Origin of the sequence: Streptomyces sp. NPDC086147, from assembly GCF_040702165.1 — a bacterium.
In the GTDB taxonomy this organism is placed as follows: Bacteria; Actinomycetota; Actinomycetes; order Streptomycetales; family Streptomycetaceae; genus Streptomyces.
The window spans coordinates 306,805-328,563 of sequence record NZ_JBFBJO010000007.1 but is presented as its reverse complement, the minus strand read 5'-3'; the positions used below and the strand labels follow the sequence as shown (position 1 = coordinate 328,563).

Genomic DNA, 21,759 nt, shown 5'->3' with positions numbered 1-21,759 from the left:
TACAACCTCATTGGGACAAAGCGGTGGCACTCTCGCGACGTGCCTCGTCGTACCGCTCGCGGGCCTCCTGGACCGCGGCGACCTGCTGCTCGCTCCAGTGGGCGAGCTCCCAGACCTGGCGGGCGGCCTCGGCGCCGAGCGGGGTGAGGGCGTAGTCGACGCGGGGCGGGATGACGGGCTTGGCGTCGCGGTGGACGAAGCCGTCCCGCTCCAGGGTCCGGAGGGTCTGGGCGAGCATCTTCTCGCTGACGCCCCCGATGCGGCGGCGCAGCTCGCTGAAGCGGTACGGCCGCTCCAGGAGGGACGCGAGGACGAGCACGCCCCAGCGGCTGGTGACGTGCTCCAGGACGGCGCGCGAGGGGCACATCTGCGCGAACACGTCGGGCAGCGGGGGCACCACGCCCACTTCTTCACTTACTCCCATGCCAGTACCTTACTTCAAAGTGGGCACTGTCGAAAAGTTAGTGCCCCCCGTACGGTGAGTACGTAGCCCACCGCACCCCACGCAGAAGGAAGCACCATGAGCATCGTCGTCACCGGAGCCACCGGACAGCTCGGCCGCCTCGTCGTCGACGCCCTCCTCGACTCGGTCCCCGCCGAGCGGGTCGTCGCCCTCGTCCGGAACAAGGAGAAGGCGGCGGACCTGGCCGGGCGCGGGGTCGAGCTGCGGATCGCCGACTACGGCCGCCCCGAGACCCTCGCGGGCGCCTTCGGGGCCGGCGACCGGGTGCTCCTGATCTCCGGCAGCGAGGTCGGGCAGCGCGTCGCCCAGCACGCCGCCGTGATCGACGCGGCGAAGGCGGCGGGCGTGGCCCAGCTCGCGTACACCGGCGTCCTCGGCGGCGACGACGCCGACTTCGAGCTGGCCGCCGAGCACAAGGAGACCGAGAAGCTGGTCCTCGCCTCGGGCCTGCCGTACACCTTCCTCCGCAACGGCTGGTACAGCGAGAACTACACCGCCAACCTCGCCCCCGTCCTCGCCCACGGCGCCGTCGTCTCCAACGCGGGCGAGGGCCGGATCGCCTCCGCCTCCCGCGCCGACTACGCCGCCGCCGCGGCCGCCGTCCTGACCGGCCCGGCCGAGGAGCACCTGAACAAGGCGTACGAGCTGAGCGGCGACACCGCCTGGTCCTTCGCCGAGTACGCGGCCGAGGTCGCCGCCCGGTCCGGCCGGGAGGTCGCGTACACCCCCGTCTCCGCCGAGGCGCACCTGGAGATCCTCACCGGCGCCGGGCTCCCGCGCCCCTTCGCCGAGATCCTGGTCGACGTCGACCGGGCCGCCGAGCACGGCGCGCTCGCCCTGCGGACCGGTGACCTGACCCGGCTGATCGGCCGCCCGACCACCCCGGTCGGCGTCTCGGTCCAGGAGGCCCTGGACGCCTCCTGAACGCCGGAGGGCGCCTCCCGGGCCCCGCACGGAACAGCACGTGACCGTCATGACCGTATAGCGGTACGGGCATGACAACCCGCCCCGTGCGGCGCTACCGTCGACGGAACGGCCGACAGGACGGCGCGGCACAGGGCGGGAGGTCCGGTGAAGACGGAGAACGAGGGACGAGCAGGCCTGCTCTACGGGATCGGCGCCTATGCCATGTGGGGGCTCGTCCCCCTCTTCTGGCCGCTCCTCAAACCCGCCGGGGCGATCGAGATCCTCGCCCACCGGATGGTGTGGTCCCTGGCCTTCGTGGGGCTCGCCCTGATCGTCCTGCGCCGCTGGGGCTGGATACGGGAGCTGGTGCGCAGCCCGCGCAAGCTCGGCCTGATCACCCTCGCCGCCACCGTCATCACCGTGAACTGGGGCCTCTACATCTGGTCCGTGAACACGGGCCACGTCGTCGAGGCCTCCCTCGGCTACTTCATCAACCCGCTGGTCACCATCGCCCTCGGCGTCCTCGTCCTCCAGGAGCGGCTGCGCCCGGCGCAGTGGGCGGCGGTCGGCATCGGCTTCGCGGCCGTGCTCGTCCTCGCGGTCGGGTATGGGCAGCCGCCGTGGATCTCGCTCGTCCTCGCCTTCTCCTTCGCGCTCTACGGCCTGGTGAAGAAGAAGGTCAACATCGGGGGCCTGGAGTCGCTGGCCGCCGAGACCGCCGTCCAGTTCCTGCCCGCCCTCGCGTACCTGGTCTGGCTCGGCGGGCAGGGGACCCTGGCGTTCGGCTCGCACGGCGCCGGCCACACCGCGCTGCTCGTCGCCACCGGCCTGGTCACGGCGATCCCGCTGGTCTGCTTCGGCGCGGCGGCGATCCGCGTCCCGCTGTCGACGCTCGGCCTGCTCCAGTACCTCGCGCCGACCTTCCAGTTCCTCCTCGGCGTCCTGTACTTCCACGAGGCGATGCCGCCGGAGCGCTGGGCGGGCTTCTCCCTCGTCTGGCTGGCCCTGACGATCCTCACCTGGGACGCCCTGCGGACGAACCGGCGCAGCCGGGCGGCGATCGCGGCGGCGACGGCGGCGGGAGCGGCCGAGGCGGCGGGTCCGATCGAGACGGCGGGTCCGATCGGGACGGCGGGTCCGGCGGAGGCCGCCGAGGTCACGGGTCCCGCCGGGGCCGCTCCCACCGCCGGACGCTGACCGCGCCCGCGCACGCGTGCGCGGGGCGGGGCCGGAGGGTCAGGCGCCCGGCCGGACGACGTCGAAGACCTGCTTCTGGAGGCCGTTGGCGTAGACCTCGTGCTCGACCAGCGCCAGCTTCTGGGCGTCCTTGTCCGTGGCGCTGAAGAGCCGCTTGCCCGCCCCGAGCAGGAGCGGGAAGACGAGCAGGTGGTACCGGTCGATCAGGCCCGCGTCCGACAGGGCCCGGTTCAGCGCGGCGCTGCCGTGGACGATGACCGGGCCGCCCTCGGTCTCCTTGAGGGCGGCGACCTCGTCGAGCGAACGCAGGATCGTGGTCTCCCCCCAGTTCGGGACCAGGTCGTCCTCGGCGAGGGTGGTGGAGACGACGTACTTCGGCATCACCTTGTAACCCGCGAAGTCCTCCATGTCCGGCCACACCGGGCTGAACGCCTCGTAGCTGACGCGGCCGAGGAGCATCGCCGCGGCCTCCTTCTGCTCCCGGTCCTTGATCTCGAACGCCTCGGGGAGGAACGCGACGTCCTTGAACGTCCATCCGGAGTTCCGGTAGCCGGGCTCGCCGCCGGGAGCCTCGACGACGCCGTCGAGCGAGACGAAGGCGGTGCTGATCAGAGTGCGCATGGGAGGCTTCCTCGGTCTCTCGTGTCCGGTCGGCAGGGGTTCCTTCGGTGCGCGCCCCGTCCTCGTTCGCGGCCGTCGCGCGCCTGCCATGTTCCATGACCGCGGATCTTGAGGAAACTCATCGGTCGTCGCCGTGACGGAGACACCCGTAATCGGTTCGCGTGCGGCGGGCGGGCTCCGCAGAATGGGCCGGATGGAACGCCTGAAGGAGATCGCCGCCCGTCTGTCCGGGGTCGAGGGGGTCGTCGGGGTGTGTCTGGGCGGCAGCCGGGCGCGGGGGACGCACGCCCCGACGTCCGACTACGACCTCGGCCTGTACTACCGGGCGCCGCTGGACACCGACGCCCTGCGCCGGCTGGCGGCCGGGCTGACCGGCGGTCCGGTGGAGGTGACCGAGCCGGGCGGCTGGGGGCCGTGGGTGGACGGCGGCGGCTGGCTGACCGTCGACGGCCACCACGTGGACTGGATCTACCGCGACGTGGACCGGGTGGACCGGATCCGGCGGGAGTGCGCGGAGGGCCGTTTCGAGATCGGCACCCAGCCCGGCCACCCCCTGGGCGTCTACTCGCCCTCCTACGTCGGCGAGTTGGCGCTCGGACGCGTCCTGGCCGATCCCTCCGGCGAACTCCGGGACCTCCGGGAGCGGTGCCGCGCCTACCCGGACGCGCTGCGCGGGGCGCTCGTCGGGAACGCGCGCTGGGAGGCGCCGTTCATCCTGGCCGGCGCCCGGAAGGGAGCGGCGCGCGGGGACTCCTTCTACGTGGCGGGCTGTCTCTTCCGCGCGGTCGGCCTCCTCGTCCAGGCCCTGCACGCGCACGCGGGGAGCTGGGTGCTGAACGAGAAGGGGGCGGTACGGGAGGCGGGTGCGCTGCCCTCGTCGCCGCCGGACTTCGCGGACCGGGCCCACTCCCTGCTCGCCGCCCTCGGCACCTCCCCGGACACCCTGGCGGCGGCGCTGGACGCGGCGGACGCCCTGACCGCCGAGGTGTGCGGGGCGCTGGAGTAGCGGGGGATAACCGGTGGTGGCGCGGCGGGGGCCTCCCCCACCCTGGGCCCATGGAAGAACCGAAGTACCGGATCCGGGCGCTCCACACGGAGCGCACGGTCACCGTCTACCAGGCGTACCGGCCCGGGATCGGGCTGCCGGCGGCGCGCGAGGGCCGGTTTCCGGCCGTCTGGAAGCGGGACCGGATGACGTGGATCAAGCCGTCGTTCCTGTGGATGATGTACCGCTCGGGCTGGGGCCTGAAGGAGGGTCAGGAGACCGTCCTCGCCGTGGAGATCACCCGCGAGGGCTTCGAGTGGGCCCTGCGGAACGCCTGCCTCTCCCACTACGCGCGCGGCTTCCACCCCGACCGGGAGGCGTGGAAGCGGGAGTTGCGGAGGTCGCCGGCCCGGGTCCAGTGGGACCCGGAGCGCGACCCGCGCCTGAACCCCCTCCCGTACCGCTCGCTCCAGCTCGGCCTGTCGGGCGAGGCGTCCCGCCGGTACGCGGACGAGTGGACGGTCTCGATCGCCGACGTGACCCCGCTCGCCCACCGCGTCCACGCCCTGGTCCGGGCCGGCGACACGGACGGCGCCCGGGCCCTGCTGCCCCGGGAGGAGCCGTACCCGGAGCCGGAAGGGCTCCTGGACCACCTGCGGGCGGAAAAGGAGGCCGTTCCGGCGGAAAGGTCCGTTCCGGTGGCACGGGGGGAGCGGGAGCGTTAGAACCGGTGGCATGAGACCCCTGCACTGGAAGCTCGTCGTCGACGCCGCGGACCCGCACGCGCAGGCCGCCTTCTGGGCCGCCGCCCTGCGCTACCGGGAGGAGGACCACAGCCCGCTCGTGCGGCGGCTGCTCGGGATGGGGGCCGTGCCCGAGGAGGTGACGACCACCGTGCACGCGGGCACGGAGGACGAGCGGCTCGGCTGGCGCGACCTCGCCGCCGTGCGGCACCCGGACGAGCCGTACGACGAGGACACCGACGCGGGCCTGGGCCACCGGATCCTCTTCCAGCGGGTCCCGGAGGCGAAGACCGTCAAGAACCGCGTCCACCTGGACCTCCACGCGGAGGAGGGCGACCGGGAGAAGGAGGTCGCCCGCCTGATCGGCCTCGGCGCGACGGTCCTGCGCGAGGTGGACGAGCCGTCGGGGTCGTGGGTGGTCATGGCGGACCCGGAGCGGAACGAGTTCTGCGTGCAGTGAGGGCCCTTCCGCCCCGGCCCGGCCCGCGCCGTGCGTGACCGTCCCCGGGGTGCCCCGCGCACCCCGGGGACGCCGCCGTGCCACCGGGGTGCGCGAGGACCGGCCCGGGGGCCGTTCCGTCGTGAACGGGCTTCTCCGTCAGGCGCGTCGGCGCGCCGCCGGGCTCATCGGCCCGCCCCTCCCCTGAGGGAACCCTCGGGAGAGCCACCGGGAGGGCCTTCGGAAGAGGCCCCGTAGGAGCCGCCCCCGGGAGAGGCCAGCGCCCGGTCGGTGAGGACGCCCGCGGCGCCGGTGTAGGCCGCCGGGTCGAGCAGGCGGGTCAGCCGCTCCTCTCCCAGGCCCGCCGACACGACCCGGTCGTCCGCCGCCAGGACGGCGACCAGTGGTCGTCCGCCGGTCCGGGCCGCCCTCGCGGCCTCGGTCAGCACCTCCTTGGCCGCCGCCTTGCCCAGCGCGCCGGCCAGGTGGGCGGTGAGGCGTTCGGTGACGAGCTGGCCCCCGGTCAGCGCGAGGTTCGCCCGCATCCGCTCCGGGTCCGGCCGCAGCCCGCCGGCCAGTTCCACGGCGCACTCCGCGGCCCCGCCGACCAGCCGCAGCGCCTCGCGGAGCGGCTGCCACTCGGCGTGCCAGGCCCCGGCCGACCGCTCGTCCTCCGACACCAGGGACTGGGTGAGGCCGGCCGCCAGGTGCGGGACCTGGAGCGCCGCGCTGCGGATCAGCGTGGCCAGCACCGGGTTGGCCTTGTGCGGCATCGCCGAGGAGACCCCGCGTCCCGCCGGGGCCGGTTCGGCCACCTCTCCGGTCTCGGTCCTGGCGAGCAGCTGGACGTCCACGGCGAACTTGCCGAGCGCGCCGGCGGCGAAGCCGAGGGCCGCCGCCAGGTCCGCGAGCGGCGTCCGCAGCACGTGCCACGGGAGGGTGGGCTCGGCGAGTCCCGTCTCGTCCGCGTACGCGGCCACCAGCCTCCGTACGTACTCCTCCACGTCGGTCACCCGGGCGTCCACGGCCGCGTATTCGAGGTATCCGGCCAGGGTGCCCGCGGCGCCGCCCAGCGCGACGGGCAGCCCCTGGTCCCGCACCCGCCCGAGGCGGTCGCGGGCGTCCAGGACCAGCCGCCGCCAGCCGGCCGCCTTCAGGCCGAACGTCGTCGGGACCGCCTGGAGCGCCAGCGTGCGGCCCGCCATCGGCGTGTCCCGGTGCTCGCCCGCCAGCCGCGCCAGCGCGCCGGCGCAGGCGTCCAGGTCGTCGCAGACCACGGTCAGCGCGCGCCGGGCCACCAGCATCGCGCCCGTGTCGAAGACGTCCTGGCTGGTCGAGCCCCGGTGGACGTACTCGGCGGCGGCCGGGTCCTGCCGCGCCACCACCGCGGTGAACGCCGACACCAGGGCCACCACGGGGTTCGCGGTCTCCCGCGCCGCCAGCGCGACGGCCCGTACGTCGAGCTCCTCCGCGCGCGCCAGGCTCGTGATGACGGACGCCGCGCCGGGGGGCACGGTGCCGAGCCGTGCCTGCGCCCGCGCGAGCGCGGCCTCCGCGTCCAGCATCGCCTGGAGCCAGGCCACGTCGCCGACGACGGCCTCCACCGCGCTGCCCGCCCGCACGGGCGAGAGCAGTCCCAGATCCGCCACCCCGTGGGTGGTCCCGTCCGGCGTCACGCCGACACCTCCATCAGTTCGTCGTCCGAGGGGTCGTGGGTGCGGGCGTGCCCCAGGGTCAGCGCCGCGCGGGCGATGGCGTCGGAGTCGCCCAGCGTCACCGAGTCCACGCCGGGCCTGATCCCGGCGGCGGTCACCCAGTGGACGCCCTCCGTCGGCACGCCGTACGCGAAGCGGCGCGGATGGGCCGCGCCCCGGAGGTCGACCATCCGGTAGGGCCGGTCCGTCACGGCGAGCCCGCCCGTCTCGTGGTCGCCGGACGCGGAGGGCACCCGGTGCGCCCGGATCTGGCCGACGGCGAGGAGCCGCCGCAGCAGCGGGTCGGCGGTGCGCCGCAGGTCGTGGTCGGGGAGCCGGGCCTCGACCAGCGTCGCGGCCCGCACCACGGGTCCGGGCACCGCGTCCGACCAGGCCGTGAAGGCCGGTTCGGGGCCCGCCTCGTCCAGCTCCACCCGCAGCCGCGGGCCGATGACGTCGAGGACGCCCGCCTCCATGAGGGCGCGCATCTCCTCGATCCGGGAGGGCGGCGGCCCGATCGACAGGAAGGCGTTGAGGGGCGTGTACCAGCCGTCCAGGTCGTCGCGGTGCGAGGCGCCGTCCAGGCCGCGGTGGTCGACGGCCAGCCGGATCTCGTTGCGCAGGTCGCGCAGAACGTCCAGCGCGGCCTTCACCGGGCCGTCGACGTTGCCCTGCCTGGCCGACGCCAGGTCGTCGGCCAGGTGGCCGAGCAGCCAGGTCCTGAAGGCGTCCCGGTCGGCGAACGCCGTCCGTCCGTAGGGTCTGGCCACGCGGTCCCAGTCCCAGCGCAGGTCCTCGGGGACGGCGTGGCGGTCCAGGACGCCGGCCTCCTCGCCGGGGTTCCTCGCGGCCAGGTAGGCGCCGGTCAGGGCCGCCCGCTCGCCGGGGCGTCCGAGGCTCGCGATCAGCGCGCCGTAGTAGACGCCCTCCACCTCCTTCGCGATCAGGGGCCAGAGCTGCCGGCGGAAGTCCAGGCCCTGGTCGCCGCTCTCCTTGCGCAACTGCTTGATCATCTGCTCGGTGAGCAGGCGGGGCATGTACCGGCCGTGGGCCCCCTTCTGGTTCTCGCCGCGCGCCGCGTACGGGACGCCGCGCCGGGAGCCGGCGTACAGCCGCGGCTCGTCGCCGGAGGGCACGTACACCAGGGAGTCCGTCGCGTCGCGGACGAAGCGTCCGCCCCGGCCGGTCGTGAACAGGGCCGTGTAGTCGAAGAAGTTGAGGCCGAGGCCGCGCAGGACCACCGCCGAACCGGGTGCGACGCCCGTCAGGTCGACGTCCGCCGGGTTCGCGGGCCGCAGGTAGCGCAGCCCGTGCCGCTCCGCCGCCCGGGCCGTGTCGTCCTCCTCCCGGGAGGGGCGCACCTCCATGTGTCCCTGGGCGCTGATCACGGCGTCCAGGCCGTCCAGGACGGTGCCGTCCTCCAGCCACACGCGCTGCGGGCCGCCCGGCACCACTGCGTCGTCCAGGGACAGCGCCCGGCAGCGGTGCACCCGCACGGTCACGTGACCGGGCGCGCGGGCGACGACGCGGTCGAACGCCTCGCATAAATAAGCCCCGTACAGCGCCCGGGTCGGGTAGCTGTCGGGGCCGAGGGCAGCCGCCTCCTCCCGTATCGGATCCTCGACGGCGTCCCCGCCCGCGCCGTGGGCGAGGGCGCGCGCCCACTCGTAGAGGCTGGGGCCGGTCTCGATCGGGCCCGCGACGTCGACGCTCTCGTCGGTGTACACCGTCACCTGCGAGGCCACGGTGTTCATGAGCAGGTGCCGGGGCTGGTCGGTGCGCCACACGCGGCCGGCACCCGCCGGGTACGGGTCGACGACGTGGACGGTCACCGCGGCGTGGCGGGGCGCGACGCGCTCGTTGGCGCAGAGCCGTTCGAGGACGGACAGGCCGCGCGGCCCGGCGCCGATGACGCACAGGTGTGTCTCACTGGCAGCGAATGCCATGGAAGGGACCTCCGGAGCAGGGGGAAGGGAGAGGGGCGGAGGGACGAGGCGTCCCCGCCCTCGCGGAGAAGCGGCCCGCCACGGGTCACGCCCGTGGCACGCCGCCTTCCGGCGAGCCTGCTCCGACAGGTGGGACGTGGTCCCGTCCGCGACGAACAGCTCGGTCACCGACACCTGTTGCCTCCCCCTGCCGGGACCGCCGCCGGATCCCGCTACCGCCGATCATCGATCGGGACGGCGCACCGTCCGCCTCCGGAGCCCCGGCATGCCCGATTCGGCACCCGCAACGTCCGAGAAGGCACTGTTGCGCGACCGGCGGGAACCGTGAGCGGCGTTCCCGGCCCGCGGTCCCTCCGTCAGGGGCGCCGGACCTCGAAGTGGAAGCAGCCGTACTCGACGGCCCGGACGTGGACCAGGGCGACGGCGGGGTCCGCGAAGGCCTCGGCGAGGGCCCGGTCGAAGCCCTCACCGGGGTTCTCGGGGAGTTCCAGGAGCCGGCCGCCGACGATCCGGCCCTCCGCGTCGTACCGGCGGAGGGTGCGCAGGGCCCCGAGCCGTGCGAAGGGGTACTCCTCCGAGGGCGCGGGTCCTCCGCACTCTCCGGCGTGCACGAAGACGGGGCCCTGCTCGTCGTACGCGCCGGGTTCGGCCCCCGTCTCCGCCGCCCAGCGCCGCAGCGGCGCGTACGAGACGAGGGCGATCCGCTCGCCGGGGGCGGCGGGGCGCAGACAGCAGCGGAGAGGCTCCCCGCCCTCGGTGGCCGGGTACGGGACACAGGGGCGTCCGGCGTCGTCGACGGCGCGCAGCTCGGCGAGGGCGGCGGGCGGGACGGCCCGGGGGGCGTGGGTGGTGGTGGGGATGCTCATGCCTCCAGCGTCGGTCCGGCGCGGCCCGCCCGCTGGCGGTATTCGGACGTGACGGCCGGGACCCGATGGCGGATGGGGCCTCAAGGGGCGGCGGAGGGAACGGAGTCGTCGAAGACCTCGACAGACGCTCCCGTCCGGTGAGCGAACGCTCCTGACCGGTTTCCGCTCTTGACGTGAACACATCCCGTCACTGAACATTCAGCACGCCCAACAGAACGCACGTGCACCAGAACACCTGCGCAACGGAACACCTGCGCGAGTGAACGCACGCGCAACGCAACGCCCGCACGGCGGAACACCCGTGCACCGCACAACTGAACACCGCACACGCACACGTACAGCTCCAACGCCTCGCGGCCTCCCGAGCCCGGGGCGTCTCGCACGTTCCGTCCCATCCCCGTTCGGAATCCGGAGCCCCCACATGAACATCTCCGTGCCCAGACGCGTCACCGCGGTCGCCGCCCTCGCGGCGCTCGCCCTCGGCGGCCTCACCGGGACCAGCGCCACCGCCCGGCCCGCCGAGGCCGCCGGTGCCGCCGCCGCGCCCGACATCTCGCTCACCGCCGTCAAGCAGCACTTGACGGACCTCCAGTCCATCGCCACCGCCAACGGCGGCAACCGGGCCCACGGCCGCACCGGCTACAAGGCGTCCATCGACTTCGTGAAGGCGAAGCTGGACGCCGCCGGATACACCACCAGCCTCCAGACGTTCACCACCAGCGGCGCCACCGGCTACAACCTGATAGCCGACTGGCCGGGCGGCGACCCGAACCAGGTCCTGATGGCCGGCTCGCACCTCGACTCGGTCTCCTCGGGCCCCGGCATCAACGACAACGGCTCCGGCTCCGCCGCGATCCTGGAGACCGCCCTCGCCGTCTCCCGCGCCGGCTACCAGCCCTCCAAGCACCTGCGGTTCGCCTGGTGGGGCGCCGAGGAGCTGGGCCTCGTCGGCTCGAAGTACTACGTCAACAACCTTCCGACGACCGAGCGTTCGAAGATCAAGGGCTACCTGAACTTCGACATGATCGGCTCGCCGAACCCGGGCTACTTCGTCTACGACGACGACCCGGCGATCGAGCAGACCTTCAAGAGCTACTTCTCCGGCCTCGGCGTCCCGACCGAGATCGAGACCGAGGGCGACGGCCGCTCCGACCACGCCCCCTTCAAGAGCGCGGGCGTCCCCGTCGGCGGCCTCTTCACCGGCGCGAGCCGCGTGAAGACCAGCGCGCAGGTCTCCAAGTGGGGCGGTACGGCGACGGCGTTCGACCGCTGCTACCACTCCTCCTGCGACACCACGTCGAACATCAACGACACCGCCCTGGACCGCAACAGCGACGCCGTCGCCCACGCGATCTGGACGCTGTCCGCCGGTTCCACGAACCCGCCCACCGGCAAGGTCTTCGAGAACACCGCCGACGTCGCCGTCCCGGACAACGGCGCCGCGGTCACCTCGACGGTCAACGTCACCGGCGTCACCGGCAACGCGCCCGGCAACCTCTCCGTCGGCGTGGACATCGTCCACCCCTACAAGGGCGACCTCGTCGTGGACCTCGTCGCCCCGGACGGCTCGGTCTACAACCTGCACAACCAGACCGGCGGCAGCGCCGACAACATCGTCCAGACCTACACCGTGAACGCCTCCTCGGAGGTCGCCAACGGCGCCTGGAAGCTCCGCGTCCAGGACAGGGGCCCGGCCGACGTCGGCTACATCAACGCCTTCAAGCTGACCTTCCCGTAGCGGACGGTCCGACGAAACGCCCGGGCGGGTCGGTGACCACAGCCCCCGACCCGCCCGGGGTCCCAACGAGATCGGCGGCTCTTACTTGCCGGCGTTCGCCGCGTCCACCAGCGCGTCCTTCGTCACCGCGCCGACGTAGACCTTGCCGTCGTCGGTGAGCAGCGCGTTCACCAGCTTCGTCTTGAAGACGGTGCCCGAGCCGAACTTCCCGGTGACCTCGTCGCCGAAGGAGTCCAGGAAGCCCTGGATCTCCTTCGGCGCCTCGTCCGTCTCGGGCGCGGGGGCGCCGGTGTCGAACCTCGCGATGGTCGTCCAGCCCTCGCCGATGACGTTCAGGCCCTTGCCGAAGTCCTCGAAGCCCTTCCCGAAGTCCTTTCCGAACTCCTTCTCGAAGTCCTTCCCGAAGTCCTCGGGGAGCTTCTCCTGCTTCCGTGCCTCCTCCGCCGCGCCCTCCGTCACCTTCGCGCCCTTCGGCGCCTCGAAGGCGAAGACCGACGCGTCCGGCCGGGCGAAGTCGACCTTCGTGAAGCCCGCGTCCACGACCGGCTTGCCGCCCTCCACCGAGGAGAGCGTGAACTTCAGCGGGGTGCCGTTCGCCGCGTCCACCGCGATCTTCACCGACGCGACCGTCGAACCGGCCTGCTTCGGCTTGATCAGGAGCTGGTACGCGTCCCGGCCCGCCACCTTCGCCGTGCCGTCGACCGTGATCGACGTGGTGTCGCCGGCCGCCTTCAGGACCTCGTCCGCGAGCTCCTTGGGCGTCGCGGGCAGCTCCTTCTTCTCCTTCTCCCCGGCCGCCGGGCCATCGGAGGCGTCCTTCTCGTGGAAGACCTCGTTCGACTTGCTGTCGTAGGCCCAGAGGTCGTCGCCGTTGTGGATCAGGCTGTACTCGTCGGAGCCGTCGAGCAGGGTGAGCCGCTGGCGCTCGGGGCCGTCCGCCGCCAGGCGCAGCGTGTGGGTGCCCGAGGCGAGTTCGGTGAGCTTCTGCGAGGGGTCCGCCGTGGAGGAGACCGCACCGCCGCCCAGGCCCCCGAGGCCGGAGGCCAGACCGCCGAGGGCCGGCAGGCCCAGGTCGGTGGAGACCTTGAAGGTGCCGGAGAGGGTCTGGGTCTCCGAGCCCGCGATCTTCTCGATGAGCTGCTGGGCGGTGATCTCGGGAAGGTCCGGGTCGCCGGACGCCGCGAGCGCCGGGACCAGACCGATGGTCGCCGCGGCCACACCGGCCACCGCGACGGGGACGACGTACCGGCTCGCCTTGCGACGGGCCCCGCCGCGCGCCTCGTCGCGGCTCTCGCCGACGGTCTCGCCGGGGACTTCGTTCGCTGCCATGGTCTCCGCTACCTCCGTGCGCCCTGGAGAGGCCCCGAACGGCCTCATGTGGTCGATGTACCCCATCTCACCAAACGGGGGAACGGAACGCGTCAGCCCCCGGGATCAACCTCGCCTACCCCTTGGGGATGACCCGACCCCGAGACGGCCGGGGACCCGCACATGCGGAACTCCCGGTTCCGCGAAGGCGGGGCCCGTGCTCCCGGGCGAGACTGGCTGGAGGGGGACGGGGCGAGAGGAGCCGTCATGGCCGAGGGGCTCTCCGCGGTGGCGCGCACCGGGCGCCACGCCGCGCACGTCACGGCCGCGACGGCCGCCGGGTTCTATCCGGCGCTCTACCTCCTGGACCGGCCGGTGGCCGGGATCTACGCCCTGTTCACCCCCATCGCGTTCGGCATCCTCTCCCCGCTGCCCGGGGCGGGCCGGGACCGCGCCGCGACCGTGCTGCGGGCGGTGCCGGCCGCCGCCGTGCTCGTCGTCCTCGGGACCGTGCTCGCGGTCGGGACCTGGCCGGCCGTCGCGGGCATGCTGGCGGTCGGGTTCGCGCTAGCCTTCGGGGCGGCCTGCGGGCCCCGGACCGCGGGCGCCGCCCCCGGGCTCCAGCTCTTCTACATCCTGGCCTGCTTCCCGCCGTACGAGCCGGGGACCCTGCCGCAGCGGCTCGTCGGACTCGCCGTCGGCGGGGCGCTCCTGGCCCTGGCCGAGGCGTTCCTCTTCCCGGACGCGCCGGAACCCTCGTACCGCGGGCGGATCGCGGACGCCCTGGACGCGGCGGCCCTAGCCGCCTCCGGGGTCGTACGCGGGGAGGGGCCGGATCCGGAGACCGCCGGGCGGCTCGGGGCGGCCGGGCGGGAGCTGCGCCTGTCGCGGCTGCCCGCCGGGGCCCGGCCGACGGGCGCGGGCCGGACGGACCGGGCCCTGGCCCAGGCGGGGGCCGCGACCCGCCGGCTCCTCGACCAGCTCGCCCTGCTCGCCGCGCACGTCCCGGCGCCCGGCGACACGGTCTCGGCGGACCTGCTGCGGGGGATCGCGGCGAGCTGCACGGAGACGGCCGGGGCCCTGCGGAGGGGCGACCGGGGGCGCCGGGGCCGGACCCTCCCCGGCCCGCAGCTCCTCGAAGAGATGGTCGCGGACTTCCTGAAGGCGCGCGGCGGGGCCGCCGCCGGGCCGGAGCCCGCCCCGCGCGCCGTCCTGGTCCGGCGGTCGACGGTCCTGACGGCGGCGGTGTCGGCGGTGACCGTCCGCACGGCCGCCTCCCTCGCGCTCGGCGGGCGCGAGCGGCTCCACGGGCTGCCCCGCGAGCAGTTCTGGTACGCGGCGGAGGGGCCGGCCCGGCTGCTGGCCGTCCGGATCAGGGGCAATCTGACCCGGCGCTCCGTCGTCTTCCAGAACGCGCTGCGCACCGCGCTCGGCCTGGCGCTGGCCCGGCTGGTGGCCGGTTCGCTCGACCTGTCGCACGGCTTCTGGGTGCTGCTCGCCGTCCTGACGCTGGGACGGACCACGGCGGGCGCCACCTGGTCGGCCGTGCGGTCGGCCGCCGCCGGGACGCTGGCGGGGGCGTTCGCGGCCGGGCTGCTGATCGTGGGGGCCGGGGGCGCGTCCGACGTGTACGCGGCGCTGCTCGTGCCGATGATGCTGGTGGCCTTCACGCTGGGCCCGCTCGGCGGCCCGGCGTGGGGCCAGGGGCTCTTCACGCTGGTCGTCGCCACGGCCTTCGCCCAGATCGCGCCGGTGACCTGGCGGCTCGCGGAGGCCCGGCTGGTCGACGTCCTCACCGGCAGCGCGATCGGCCTGCTGTGCGGCCTCCTCGCCTGGCCCGCCGGGGCCCGCGCCGAGATCCGGTACGCCATGTCGGCCCTGCTGCGGTCCGCCGCGCCGTTGGTGCGGGCCACTGCGACGGCGGTGACGGACGGGAGCGGGCGGGTCGCAGCCCCGGCCCTGGCTCAGGCCCAGGCCGGACCGTCCGCGTCCCCCGAAGAGCCCGGGGACCCCGGACCCCCCTCCCCCGGCGTACGGCTCACCCTGCACCGGCTCCGGATCGCCGAGGCGGCCTACGCGCAGTACCGGACGGAGCCCGCCGCCTCCGCCGCCGAGACCGCCCACGACTGGCTCGCGGTGCTCGACCACGGGTCGCGCACGCTGGTCGGCGCCTACTGGCTGCCCCGTACGGACGGCATGCCGGGGCTGCCGCCGGAGGCCCGGCGCTGGGCGCGGGAGGCGGCCGAGGAGGTGGTCGCGGCGACCGTGCGGGCGGCGGGGTTCCCCCCGGACGGCGTACGGACCGGGCCCGCGCCCCTGCCGCCGGAGGTGGCGGAGCGGGTCCCCGCGCCGCTCCTCGCCCCGCTCACGGACGTGGAGGTCTGGCTCCGGGCCCTCGCCCGGGACCTGGAGGCGGGTGCGGCCCCGCAGGCTCCTCAGGCTCCTCAGGCACCACAGGCACCACAGGCACCGCAGGCCCCGCAGGCACCACAGACCCCGCAGGCCCAGGACACGTCCTAGCCCGCCCGGTACACCACCGCGTCGCACAGCTCCGCGAGCGCCGACTTGGCGTAGCCGTCGGGCAGCGGGGCCAGCATCGCGCGGGCCTCCTCCGCGTAGCGCACGGTGTCCCGGCGGGCCTGCTCCAGGGCCGGGTGGGCGCGCAGCCGGCGCAGGACCTCGGCGTGCCGGGCGTCGTCGGTGAGGTCGCCGTCGACGAGGGCGACGAGTTCGACGTCCTCGGGGCGCCCGTGCGCGGCGGCCGCGGCCCGCAGGTGCAGGACGGGCAGGGTCGGGATGCCCTCGCGCAGGTCGGTGCCGGGGGTCTTGCCGGACTCGTGGGAGTCGGAGGCGATGTCGAGGACGTCGTCGGCGAGCTGGAAGGCGACGCCGAGCCGCTCGCCGTACTGGGTGAGGGTGCCGACGACGCTCTCGTCGGCGCCGGCCATCATGGCGCCGAAGCGGCAGGCGACGGCGACGAGGGAGCCGGTCTTGCCGCCGAGGACGTCGAGGTAGTGGTCGACGGGGTCGCGGCCGTCGGTGGGTCCGGCGGTCTCCAGGATCTGGCCGGTCACCAGGCGCTCGAACGCCTCGGACTGGATGCGGACGGCCTCCGGGCCGAGGTCCGCGAGCGTGTGGGAGGCGCGGGCGAAGAGGAAGTCGCCGGTGAGGACGGCGATCGAGTTGCCCCAGCGGGTGTTGGCGCTGGGGACGCCGCGCCGGACGTCGGCCTCGTCCATGACGTCGTCGTGGTAGAGCGTGGCGAGGTGGGTCAGCTCGACGACCACGGCGGCGGGCACGATGCCGGGCGCGTGGGGGTCGCCGAACTGGGCGGCGAGCATCACGAGCAGCGGGCGGAAGCGCTTCCCGCCGGCCAGGACGAGGTGCTGCGCGGCCTCCGTGATGAAGGGGACGTCGCTCTTGGTGGCGTCCAGGAGGCCCGCCTCCACGGCCGCCAGACCGGTCTGGACATCGGCCTCAAGAGCCTGGTCCCGCACGCTGAGGCCGAACGGCCCGACGACGGTCACGAAGGGGTCTCCTGTCTGCTGACGCCTGCTGTCGATCACATGGTCGGCAGCGATCACACGGAACGATCAGGCGGATTGTCGATGTGTCGCCGGATTCACTCAAGCCAGCGTATCCGGTCACCTTTCGATCACCGTGGGCGCCTTCCCGTCACCCCCGGTATGTTCGAGATCGGCCGATACCTTCAGGAGTGGGCGTTTTGTCGCGAACGAACATCGACACCGACCCGGACGGCGAGCAGCCCCCGCCGGAGGACGACCGCGCCTTCCTCGGGCACCCGAAGGGCCTGCTGACCCTCTCGGGCCTGGAGGTCTGGGAGCGGTTCTCGTTCCTCGGCATGCAGGCGATCCTCGTCCTCTACTTCGCCGCGGCCGTCTCCGACGGCGGACTCGGCATGGCCCCGGGCACCGCCGCCTCGGTCTCCGCCGCCTACGGCACGCTGGTCTACCTGGTCTCGGTGGCCGGCGGCTGGCTCGCGGACCGCGTCCTCGGCTCGTACCGCGCCGTCCTCTGGGGCGGGATCCTGATCGCCTGCGGCCACTACGCCATGGCGGTCCCCACGGCCGCCATGACCTGGGTGGGGCTCGGCCTGATCAGCGCCGGCACCGGCCTGCTCAAGCCGAACGTGGCGACGATGGTCGGCAAGCTCTACCGCACCGACGACGACCGCCGCGACGCCGGTTTCGCGCTCTACTACATGGCGATCAACATCGGCGCCTTCGCCGGTCCGCTGATCACCGGCTGGCTCGCCGACCACGAGGGCTACCACTGGGGCTTCTCGGCCGCCGCGATCGGCATGACCTTCGGCCTGGTCCAGTACGTGGCGGGCCGCCGTCACCTGGCCGGACGCAAGCACGCCGCCGAGTTCGCGCTCGCCCCGGACGCCCTGCGCCGGGCGGTCCGGCTGATGGTCGCGGGGGCGGTGGCCGTGGCGGTCGCCGCCACGGTCCTGGCCCTGGCCGGATGGCTGACGATCGACCGGTTCGTGGACGTGCTGACCCTGATCTCGGTGGTCGCGCCGGCCGTCTACTTCTGGGTGATGTTCACCAGCCCCCGGGTCACGGCCGAGGAGCGCGGCCGGCTGCGGCCGTACGTCGTGCTCTTCCTCGCCTCGGTGGTGTTCAACTTCATCCTCTTCCAGGCGTACTCGACGATGATCCTGCTGGCCTCCACCAACGCCCGCACCACCATCCTCGGCTTCGACTTCCCGGCGAGCTGGTACGCCTCCGCCCTCGGCGCCTTCGAGGTGGCCCTGGCGCCCGTGGTGGCCGCCGTCTGGTCCCGGATGGGCCACCGCCAGCCGCACGTCTCGAACAAGATCGCGTTCGGGACGGTCCTGGGCGGCCTGTCGTTCCTCCTGATGGTCCTGCCGACCTCCGGGCACGCGGACGACGCCTACCGGATGGCCGCGTGGTGGATCGTCGGCTCGTACGTGCTGCTCGGCCTCGGCGACGTCCTCGTGGAGACCTCCGGGATGTCCGCCACCAGCAAGCTCGCCCCGAAGGCCTTCTCCAGCCAGACGATGTCGCTCTGGTTCCTCTCCCTCGCCCTGGCCAACGGGATCCAGGCCCAGACCGTGAAGCTCTACGACGACGTCTCCAAGCCCGTGTACTTCGGCGTGAACGGCGCGGTGGCCGTCGCCGTCGGACTCGTCGTGATCGCCCTGGCGCCCTGGCTGCGCCGCACCATGCACCCCGTCCACTGAGCGCCGCGCCCGCCCTCCGCCCCGAGGTGACCCGATGCCGAAGATCCGCACCGACTTCCCGTACGAGACCCGCCGCGAGGACGTCCGCGTCCCGATGCCGGACGGCACCCCGCTCTACGCGCGCGTGTGGCGCCCGGTCACCGAGGAGCCCGTACCGGCGCTCCTGGAGTACCTGCCGTACCGCCTGAGCGACTGGACCGCGCCCCGCGACCACCAGCGCCACCCCTGGTACGCGGGCCACGGCTACGCCTCCGTACGGGTGGACGTGCGCGGCCACGGCAACAGCGGGGGCCTGCCGGGCGACGAGTACGACGCGACCGAGCTGGCGGACGGCGTGGCCGTGGTGAACTGGCTCGCCGAGCAGCCCTGGTGCACGGGGAGCGTCGGCATGTTCGGGATCTCCTGGGGCGGCTTCAACTCGCTCCAGATCGCCGCCCTCGCCCCCGAACCGCTGAAGGCGGTCGTCACCGTCTGCTCCACCGACGACCGGTACGACAACGACGTGCACTACATGGGCGGCTCGGTCCTCGGCGTCGACATGCACGCCTGGGGCGCCACCATGCTCGCCTTCTCCTGCCGGCCGCCGGACCCGGAGCACGTCGGCGACGAGTGGCGGTCGATGTGGCTGCGGCGCCTGGAGGCCGTGGAGCCGCTCGTCGACACCTGGCTCTCCCACCAGACCCGGGACGCGTACTGGAAGCACGGCAGCGTCTGCGAGGACTACGGCGCGATCGGGGCCGCCGTCCTCGCCGTGGGCGGCTGGCACGACCCGTACCGGGACACCGTGCTGCGGCTCGTCCGGCACCTGCCGGCGGACCGGGTGCGCGGGATCGTCGGGCCCTGGTCGCACCAGTACCCGGACCGGGGGCTTCCGCCCGGGCCCGCGATCGGCTTCCTCCAGGAGACCCTGCGCTGGTGGGACCACCACCTCAAGGGGGCCGCGAACGGCGTCATGGACGAACCGCCGCTGCGCTCCTGGATCAGCGACTCGCACCCGCCGGCCACCGTCTACGAGGAGCTGCCGGGCCGCTGGGTCGCCGACCCCGCCTGGCCGTCCCCGAACGTCACCCCCGTCGCGTACGGCTTCCAGGGCTCCCCGGTGGTCGTCGACTCGCCCCAGCAGACCGGGATCGACGCGGGCCGCTTCTTCCCCTTCGGCAACGACGCCGACCTGCCGCCCGACCAGCGCGAGGAGGACGCCCACTCGGCCTGCTTCGACTTCCCCGTGCCCGAGGACGGCGATCCCGTCGAGATCCTGGGCCGCCCGTCCGTGACCCTGTCGCTGCGCGCGGCCGCGCCCACCGGGCAGGTGATCGCCCGGCTCTGCGACATCGCCCCGGACGGCTCCTCCACCCTCGTCACCCGGGGCGCCCTGAACTTCTCCGCCCGCCACGGCCGCGACCGGGCCGAGCCGGCCAGGATCGGGGAGACGGAGGCGTTCACCTTCGAACTGAACGGCATCGGCCACGCCTTCGCGCCCGGCCACCGGGTGCGGCTCGCGGTCTCCTCCACGTACTGGCCGTGGATCTGGCCCCGGCCCGACGCGGCGGGCTTCACGCTCGACCCGGCGGGCTCCTCCCTCACCCTGCCGGTCCGCCACCGCACCGAGGACGCGGTCACGTGGGAGGAACCGGAGCAGGCCGCGCCCCTGGAGGTCGTGTACCCGGCCTCACCGGAGGAGCGGCGCCCGGAGCGGGTGGTGGTCCGGGACGTGGCCAAGGGCGAGTGGCGCCTGGAGGTGGACCCCAAGTACGGCGGCACGCGCGTGTACCCGGACGGCCTGGAGTTCACCGAGGACGCCCTGGAGACCTACACGATCGAGGAGAGCGGCCCGCTGACCGCCCGCACCCGCTCGGACTGGACGATCCGGCTGCACCGCCCCGACCGGGACTGGGACGTCGGCGTGGAGACCCGCTCGGAGATCACCTGCGACGCGGAGGCGTTCCACACCTGGAACGAGGTGGTGTGCAAGGAGGGCGACGAGGTCGTCTTCCACCGCACCTGGGAGAAGCGGATCCCCCGCACGGCGGGCTGAGCGCCGCCGTACGGGGGATCCGGACCCGCTTACGCCTGCGAACCGGCCTTGCGGCGGCGGGCGACGAACACCGCGCCGGCGCCGAGGGCGACGGCCCCGGCGGCGGCGAGGCCGATCATCGGCAGCGCGTCGTTCGAGCCGGTGGCGGCGAGGTTGCCGTCGGTCACCGGGGTGCTGGACGAACCGCCCTGCTGGGTGGTGCCGGTGTTGCCGGTGGTGGGCACCGGGGCGGGCGTCGTGGTCGACGACGGGGTGGGGGTCGGCTTCGGCTTGTCGCCCTTGGCGGCGAGGATGTCGAACTCGGCGGTCCCGGGCTCCTCACCGATTCCGCAGGAGCCGTCGTTGTTCTCGTACGCGCCCATGGCGAAGACGACGCCGGGGCCCGCCGGGGTCTTGGGGGCGACCGTGAGGCGCAGCTTCACGTCGTAGTGGCCGCCCTTGAGCAGCTCGCCGATCTCGATGGCGTTCCCGTCGTCGCTGAGCGGCGTCCACTCCAGGACGTCGGCGGAGGACCACTCGACGGTGATGTACTCCTCGAAGAAGTCCTCGTCCTCGATGCTGTCGGGCATCGCGGCGGCGAAGGCGTAGGCCTCGACCTCGTCGAGGGTCCTCTGCGAGGTGTTGGAGACGCGCAGCGAGAAGAGGGCGCTGGTGCCGGCGGTGATCTTCTCCGGACCGTCGAGGGAGACCTTGACGGTCTTGTCGTCGGCGCACTCCTGACCGATCTCCTCGAAGAGCTCCAGCTCCTCCTTGGCGGCGGCGAGTTCCTTGGCGGCGGCCTTCTCCACCTTCCGGGCGAGGTCGAGCGTCGTGAAGGCCGCGACGCGCGCCTCCTCCAGGGCCTTGGCGGTGTCCTTCGCCTTCGTGTCGGCGGCGGTCTTGGCGGTGGTGGCCGCCTCGGCGGCCGCCTTCGCCGTCGCCACGGCCTCGTCGGCGGCCTGCTTCTCCTCGTCGGGGGCGTCCTCGGCCAGCTTTTCGCGGGCCTCCTCTGCCTTGGCGAGCTCCGTGTCGGCGGCGGTCTTGGCGGCGGCGGCCGCCTCGGCGGCCTTCTTCGCGTTGGAAGCCGCCACCACCAGCGGGTGGTCGGCCTTGTCCAGTGCCTCGATGGCGGCGTTGGCCTTGGCGACCTCGGCGACAGCCGCGTCGTACTCCTTCTGCGCCAGCTCGACCGCGGCCTTGAGCTCCACCAGCGTGGGCGGCTTCTCGTCCTCGCCGGCCGTCGGCTTCTGCGTGGAGGCGGGCGACGGCTTGGTGTCGGCGAAGGCGGGGGCGGCGGACAGGAGGACGAGCGGCGTGGTGACGGCGGCGGCCACGGCGGTCGCGAGCATGCGGCGGATCTTCACGTTGTGGACCTTTCCCTGGTCAGGGGGTCGAAAGAAGAACGGGACGCGCTCCTGCGGCTACTTCACGCGGCGCGTCGCCACGGCGATCGTAGGCGCCCGGGGCCCGCCCCGGCAGGCCCGTTCCCGCGACCCGGACCCGGCGGGAGGCACCGGCCGGCACCCAAAGGGAGCGAACGCGGACAGTTGCCCACGGAGGCCGCACTTTCCGTGTGATCCATGTCATCAGCGCCCGGCGGCCCGACCCG

General features: G+C 73.9%; 17 protein-coding genes. 9 read left to right on the top strand and 8 right to left on the bottom strand.

Annotated elements, in window-relative coordinates:
- Positions 1-7: 7 nt before the first annotated feature.
- Positions 8-424: a helix-turn-helix domain-containing protein gene (locus AB0398_RS18870; protein WP_366376405.1), complete on the bottom strand. Its 417-nt coding sequence runs from the start codon at positions 422-424 to the stop codon at positions 8-10.
- 96 nt (positions 425-520) lie between these two features.
- On the opposite strand from AB0398_RS18870, the gene AB0398_RS18865 reads away from it, so the two are divergent.
- Both AB0398_RS18865 and rarD read left to right on the top strand, forming a co-directional pair.
- Positions 521-1,387 (top strand): NmrA family NAD(P)-binding protein, encoded by an 867-nt coding sequence (locus AB0398_RS18865; protein WP_366376403.1) that lies wholly within the window; start codon positions 521-523, stop codon positions 1,385-1,387.
- 147 nt (positions 1,388-1,534) lie between these two features.
- Positions 1,535-2,566: an EamA family transporter RarD gene (gene rarD, locus AB0398_RS18860; RefSeq protein ID WP_366376401.1), complete on the top strand. Its 1,032-nt coding sequence runs from the start codon at positions 1,535-1,537 to the stop codon at positions 2,564-2,566.
- A gap of 39 nt (positions 2,567-2,605) precedes the next feature.
- On the opposite strand, the gene AB0398_RS18855 is transcribed toward rarD, so the two are convergent.
- Positions 2,606-3,187, bottom strand: coding sequence for a dihydrofolate reductase family protein (locus AB0398_RS18855; protein WP_366376400.1), 582 nt, complete (start codon positions 3,185-3,187; stop codon positions 2,606-2,608).
- 193 nt (positions 3,188-3,380) lie between these two features.
- Here AB0398_RS18855 and AB0398_RS18850 point away from each other — a divergent pair, with 193 nt between their 5' ends.
- The 3 genes from AB0398_RS18850 to AB0398_RS18840 are packed head-to-tail and all read left to right on the top strand — an operon-like array spanning position 3,381 to position 5,375.
- On the top strand, positions 3,381-4,193 hold the full coding sequence (locus tag AB0398_RS18850; RefSeq protein ID WP_366376398.1) for a nucleotidyltransferase domain-containing protein: 813 nt from the start codon (positions 3,381-3,383) through the stop codon (positions 4,191-4,193).
- Positions 4,194-4,243: 50 nt separating this feature from the next.
- A complete protein-coding gene (locus tag AB0398_RS18845; protein WP_366376396.1) occupies positions 4,244-4,897 on the top strand; it encodes a DUF4291 domain-containing protein in 654 nt (217 codons plus the stop codon).
- Between the two features lie 10 nt (positions 4,898-4,907).
- The gene (locus AB0398_RS18840) at positions 4,908-5,375 is read left to right on the top strand and encodes a VOC family protein (RefSeq protein ID WP_366376394.1); all 468 of its coding nucleotides are present in this window, start codon (positions 4,908-4,910) and stop codon (positions 5,373-5,375) included.
- Between the two features lie 164 nt (positions 5,376-5,539).
- Here AB0398_RS18840 and pcaB read toward each other — a convergent pair whose 3' ends face one another.
- From pcaB to AB0398_RS18825, 3 genes are all read right to left on the bottom strand, one after another.
- Complete coding sequence (gene pcaB / locus AB0398_RS18835; RefSeq protein ID WP_366376392.1) at positions 5,540-7,030, bottom strand: 3-carboxy-cis,cis-muconate cycloisomerase; 1,491 nt, start codon at positions 7,028-7,030, stop codon at positions 5,540-5,542.
- Complete coding sequence (locus tag AB0398_RS18830; protein WP_366376390.1) at positions 7,027-8,994, bottom strand: FAD/NAD(P)-binding protein; 1,968 nt, start codon at positions 8,992-8,994, stop codon at positions 7,027-7,029. The genes pcaB and AB0398_RS18830 overlap by 4 nt, the downstream gene beginning before the upstream one ends.
- Before the next feature lie 356 nt (positions 8,995-9,350).
- Positions 9,351-9,860, bottom strand: a complete 510-nt coding sequence (locus AB0398_RS18825) for a DUF1203 domain-containing protein (RefSeq protein ID WP_366376388.1) — start codon at positions 9,858-9,860, stop codon at positions 9,351-9,353.
- 421 nt (positions 9,861-10,281) lie between these two features.
- Here AB0398_RS18825 and AB0398_RS18820 point away from each other — a divergent pair, with 421 nt between their 5' ends.
- Entirely contained in the window at positions 10,282-11,598 is a 1,317-nt protein-coding gene (locus tag AB0398_RS18820; protein ID WP_366376387.1) for a M28 family metallopeptidase, read from the top strand.
- Positions 11,599-11,679: 81 nt separating this feature from the next.
- Here the strand turns inward: AB0398_RS18820 and AB0398_RS18815 are convergent, their stop codons facing one another.
- The gene (locus AB0398_RS18815; protein ID WP_366376385.1) at positions 11,680-12,927 is read right to left on the bottom strand and encodes a DUF2092 domain-containing protein; all 1,248 of its coding nucleotides are present in this window, start codon (positions 12,925-12,927) and stop codon (positions 11,680-11,682) included.
- A 246-nt stretch (positions 12,928-13,173) separates the two neighbouring features.
- On the opposite strand from AB0398_RS18815, the gene AB0398_RS18810 reads away from it, so the two are divergent.
- On the top strand, positions 13,174-15,426 hold the full coding sequence (locus tag AB0398_RS18810; RefSeq protein WP_366376383.1) for an FUSC family protein: 2,253 nt from the start codon (positions 13,174-13,176) through the stop codon (positions 15,424-15,426).
- Here the strand turns inward: AB0398_RS18810 and AB0398_RS18805 are convergent.
- The gene (locus tag AB0398_RS18805) at positions 15,423-16,433 is read right to left on the bottom strand and encodes a polyprenyl synthetase family protein (RefSeq protein WP_366376382.1); all 1,011 of its coding nucleotides are present in this window, start codon (positions 16,431-16,433) and stop codon (positions 15,423-15,425) included. The two genes, AB0398_RS18810 and AB0398_RS18805, sit on opposite strands and share 4 nt — an antisense overlap.
- A 197-nt stretch (positions 16,434-16,630) precedes the next feature.
- Here AB0398_RS18805 and AB0398_RS18800 point away from each other — a divergent pair, with 197 nt between their 5' ends.
- Together AB0398_RS18800 and AB0398_RS18795 are read left to right on the top strand one after the other, a co-directional pair.
- On the top strand, positions 16,631-18,136 hold the full coding sequence (locus AB0398_RS18800) for a peptide MFS transporter (RefSeq protein WP_366376381.1): 1,506 nt from the start codon (positions 16,631-16,633) through the stop codon (positions 18,134-18,136).
- Between the two features lie 34 nt (positions 18,137-18,170).
- Positions 18,171-20,171 (top strand): CocE/NonD family hydrolase, encoded by a 2,001-nt coding sequence (locus tag AB0398_RS18795; protein WP_366376380.1) that lies wholly within the window; start codon positions 18,171-18,173, stop codon positions 20,169-20,171.
- A 29-nt stretch (positions 20,172-20,200) separates the two neighbouring features.
- Here AB0398_RS18795 and AB0398_RS18790 read toward each other — a convergent pair whose 3' ends face one another.
- On the bottom strand, positions 20,201-21,514 hold the full coding sequence (locus AB0398_RS18790) for an LAETG motif-containing sortase-dependent surface protein (protein WP_366376378.1): 1,314 nt from the start codon (positions 21,512-21,514) through the stop codon (positions 20,201-20,203).
- Between the last annotated feature and the right edge of the window lie 245 nt (positions 21,515-21,759).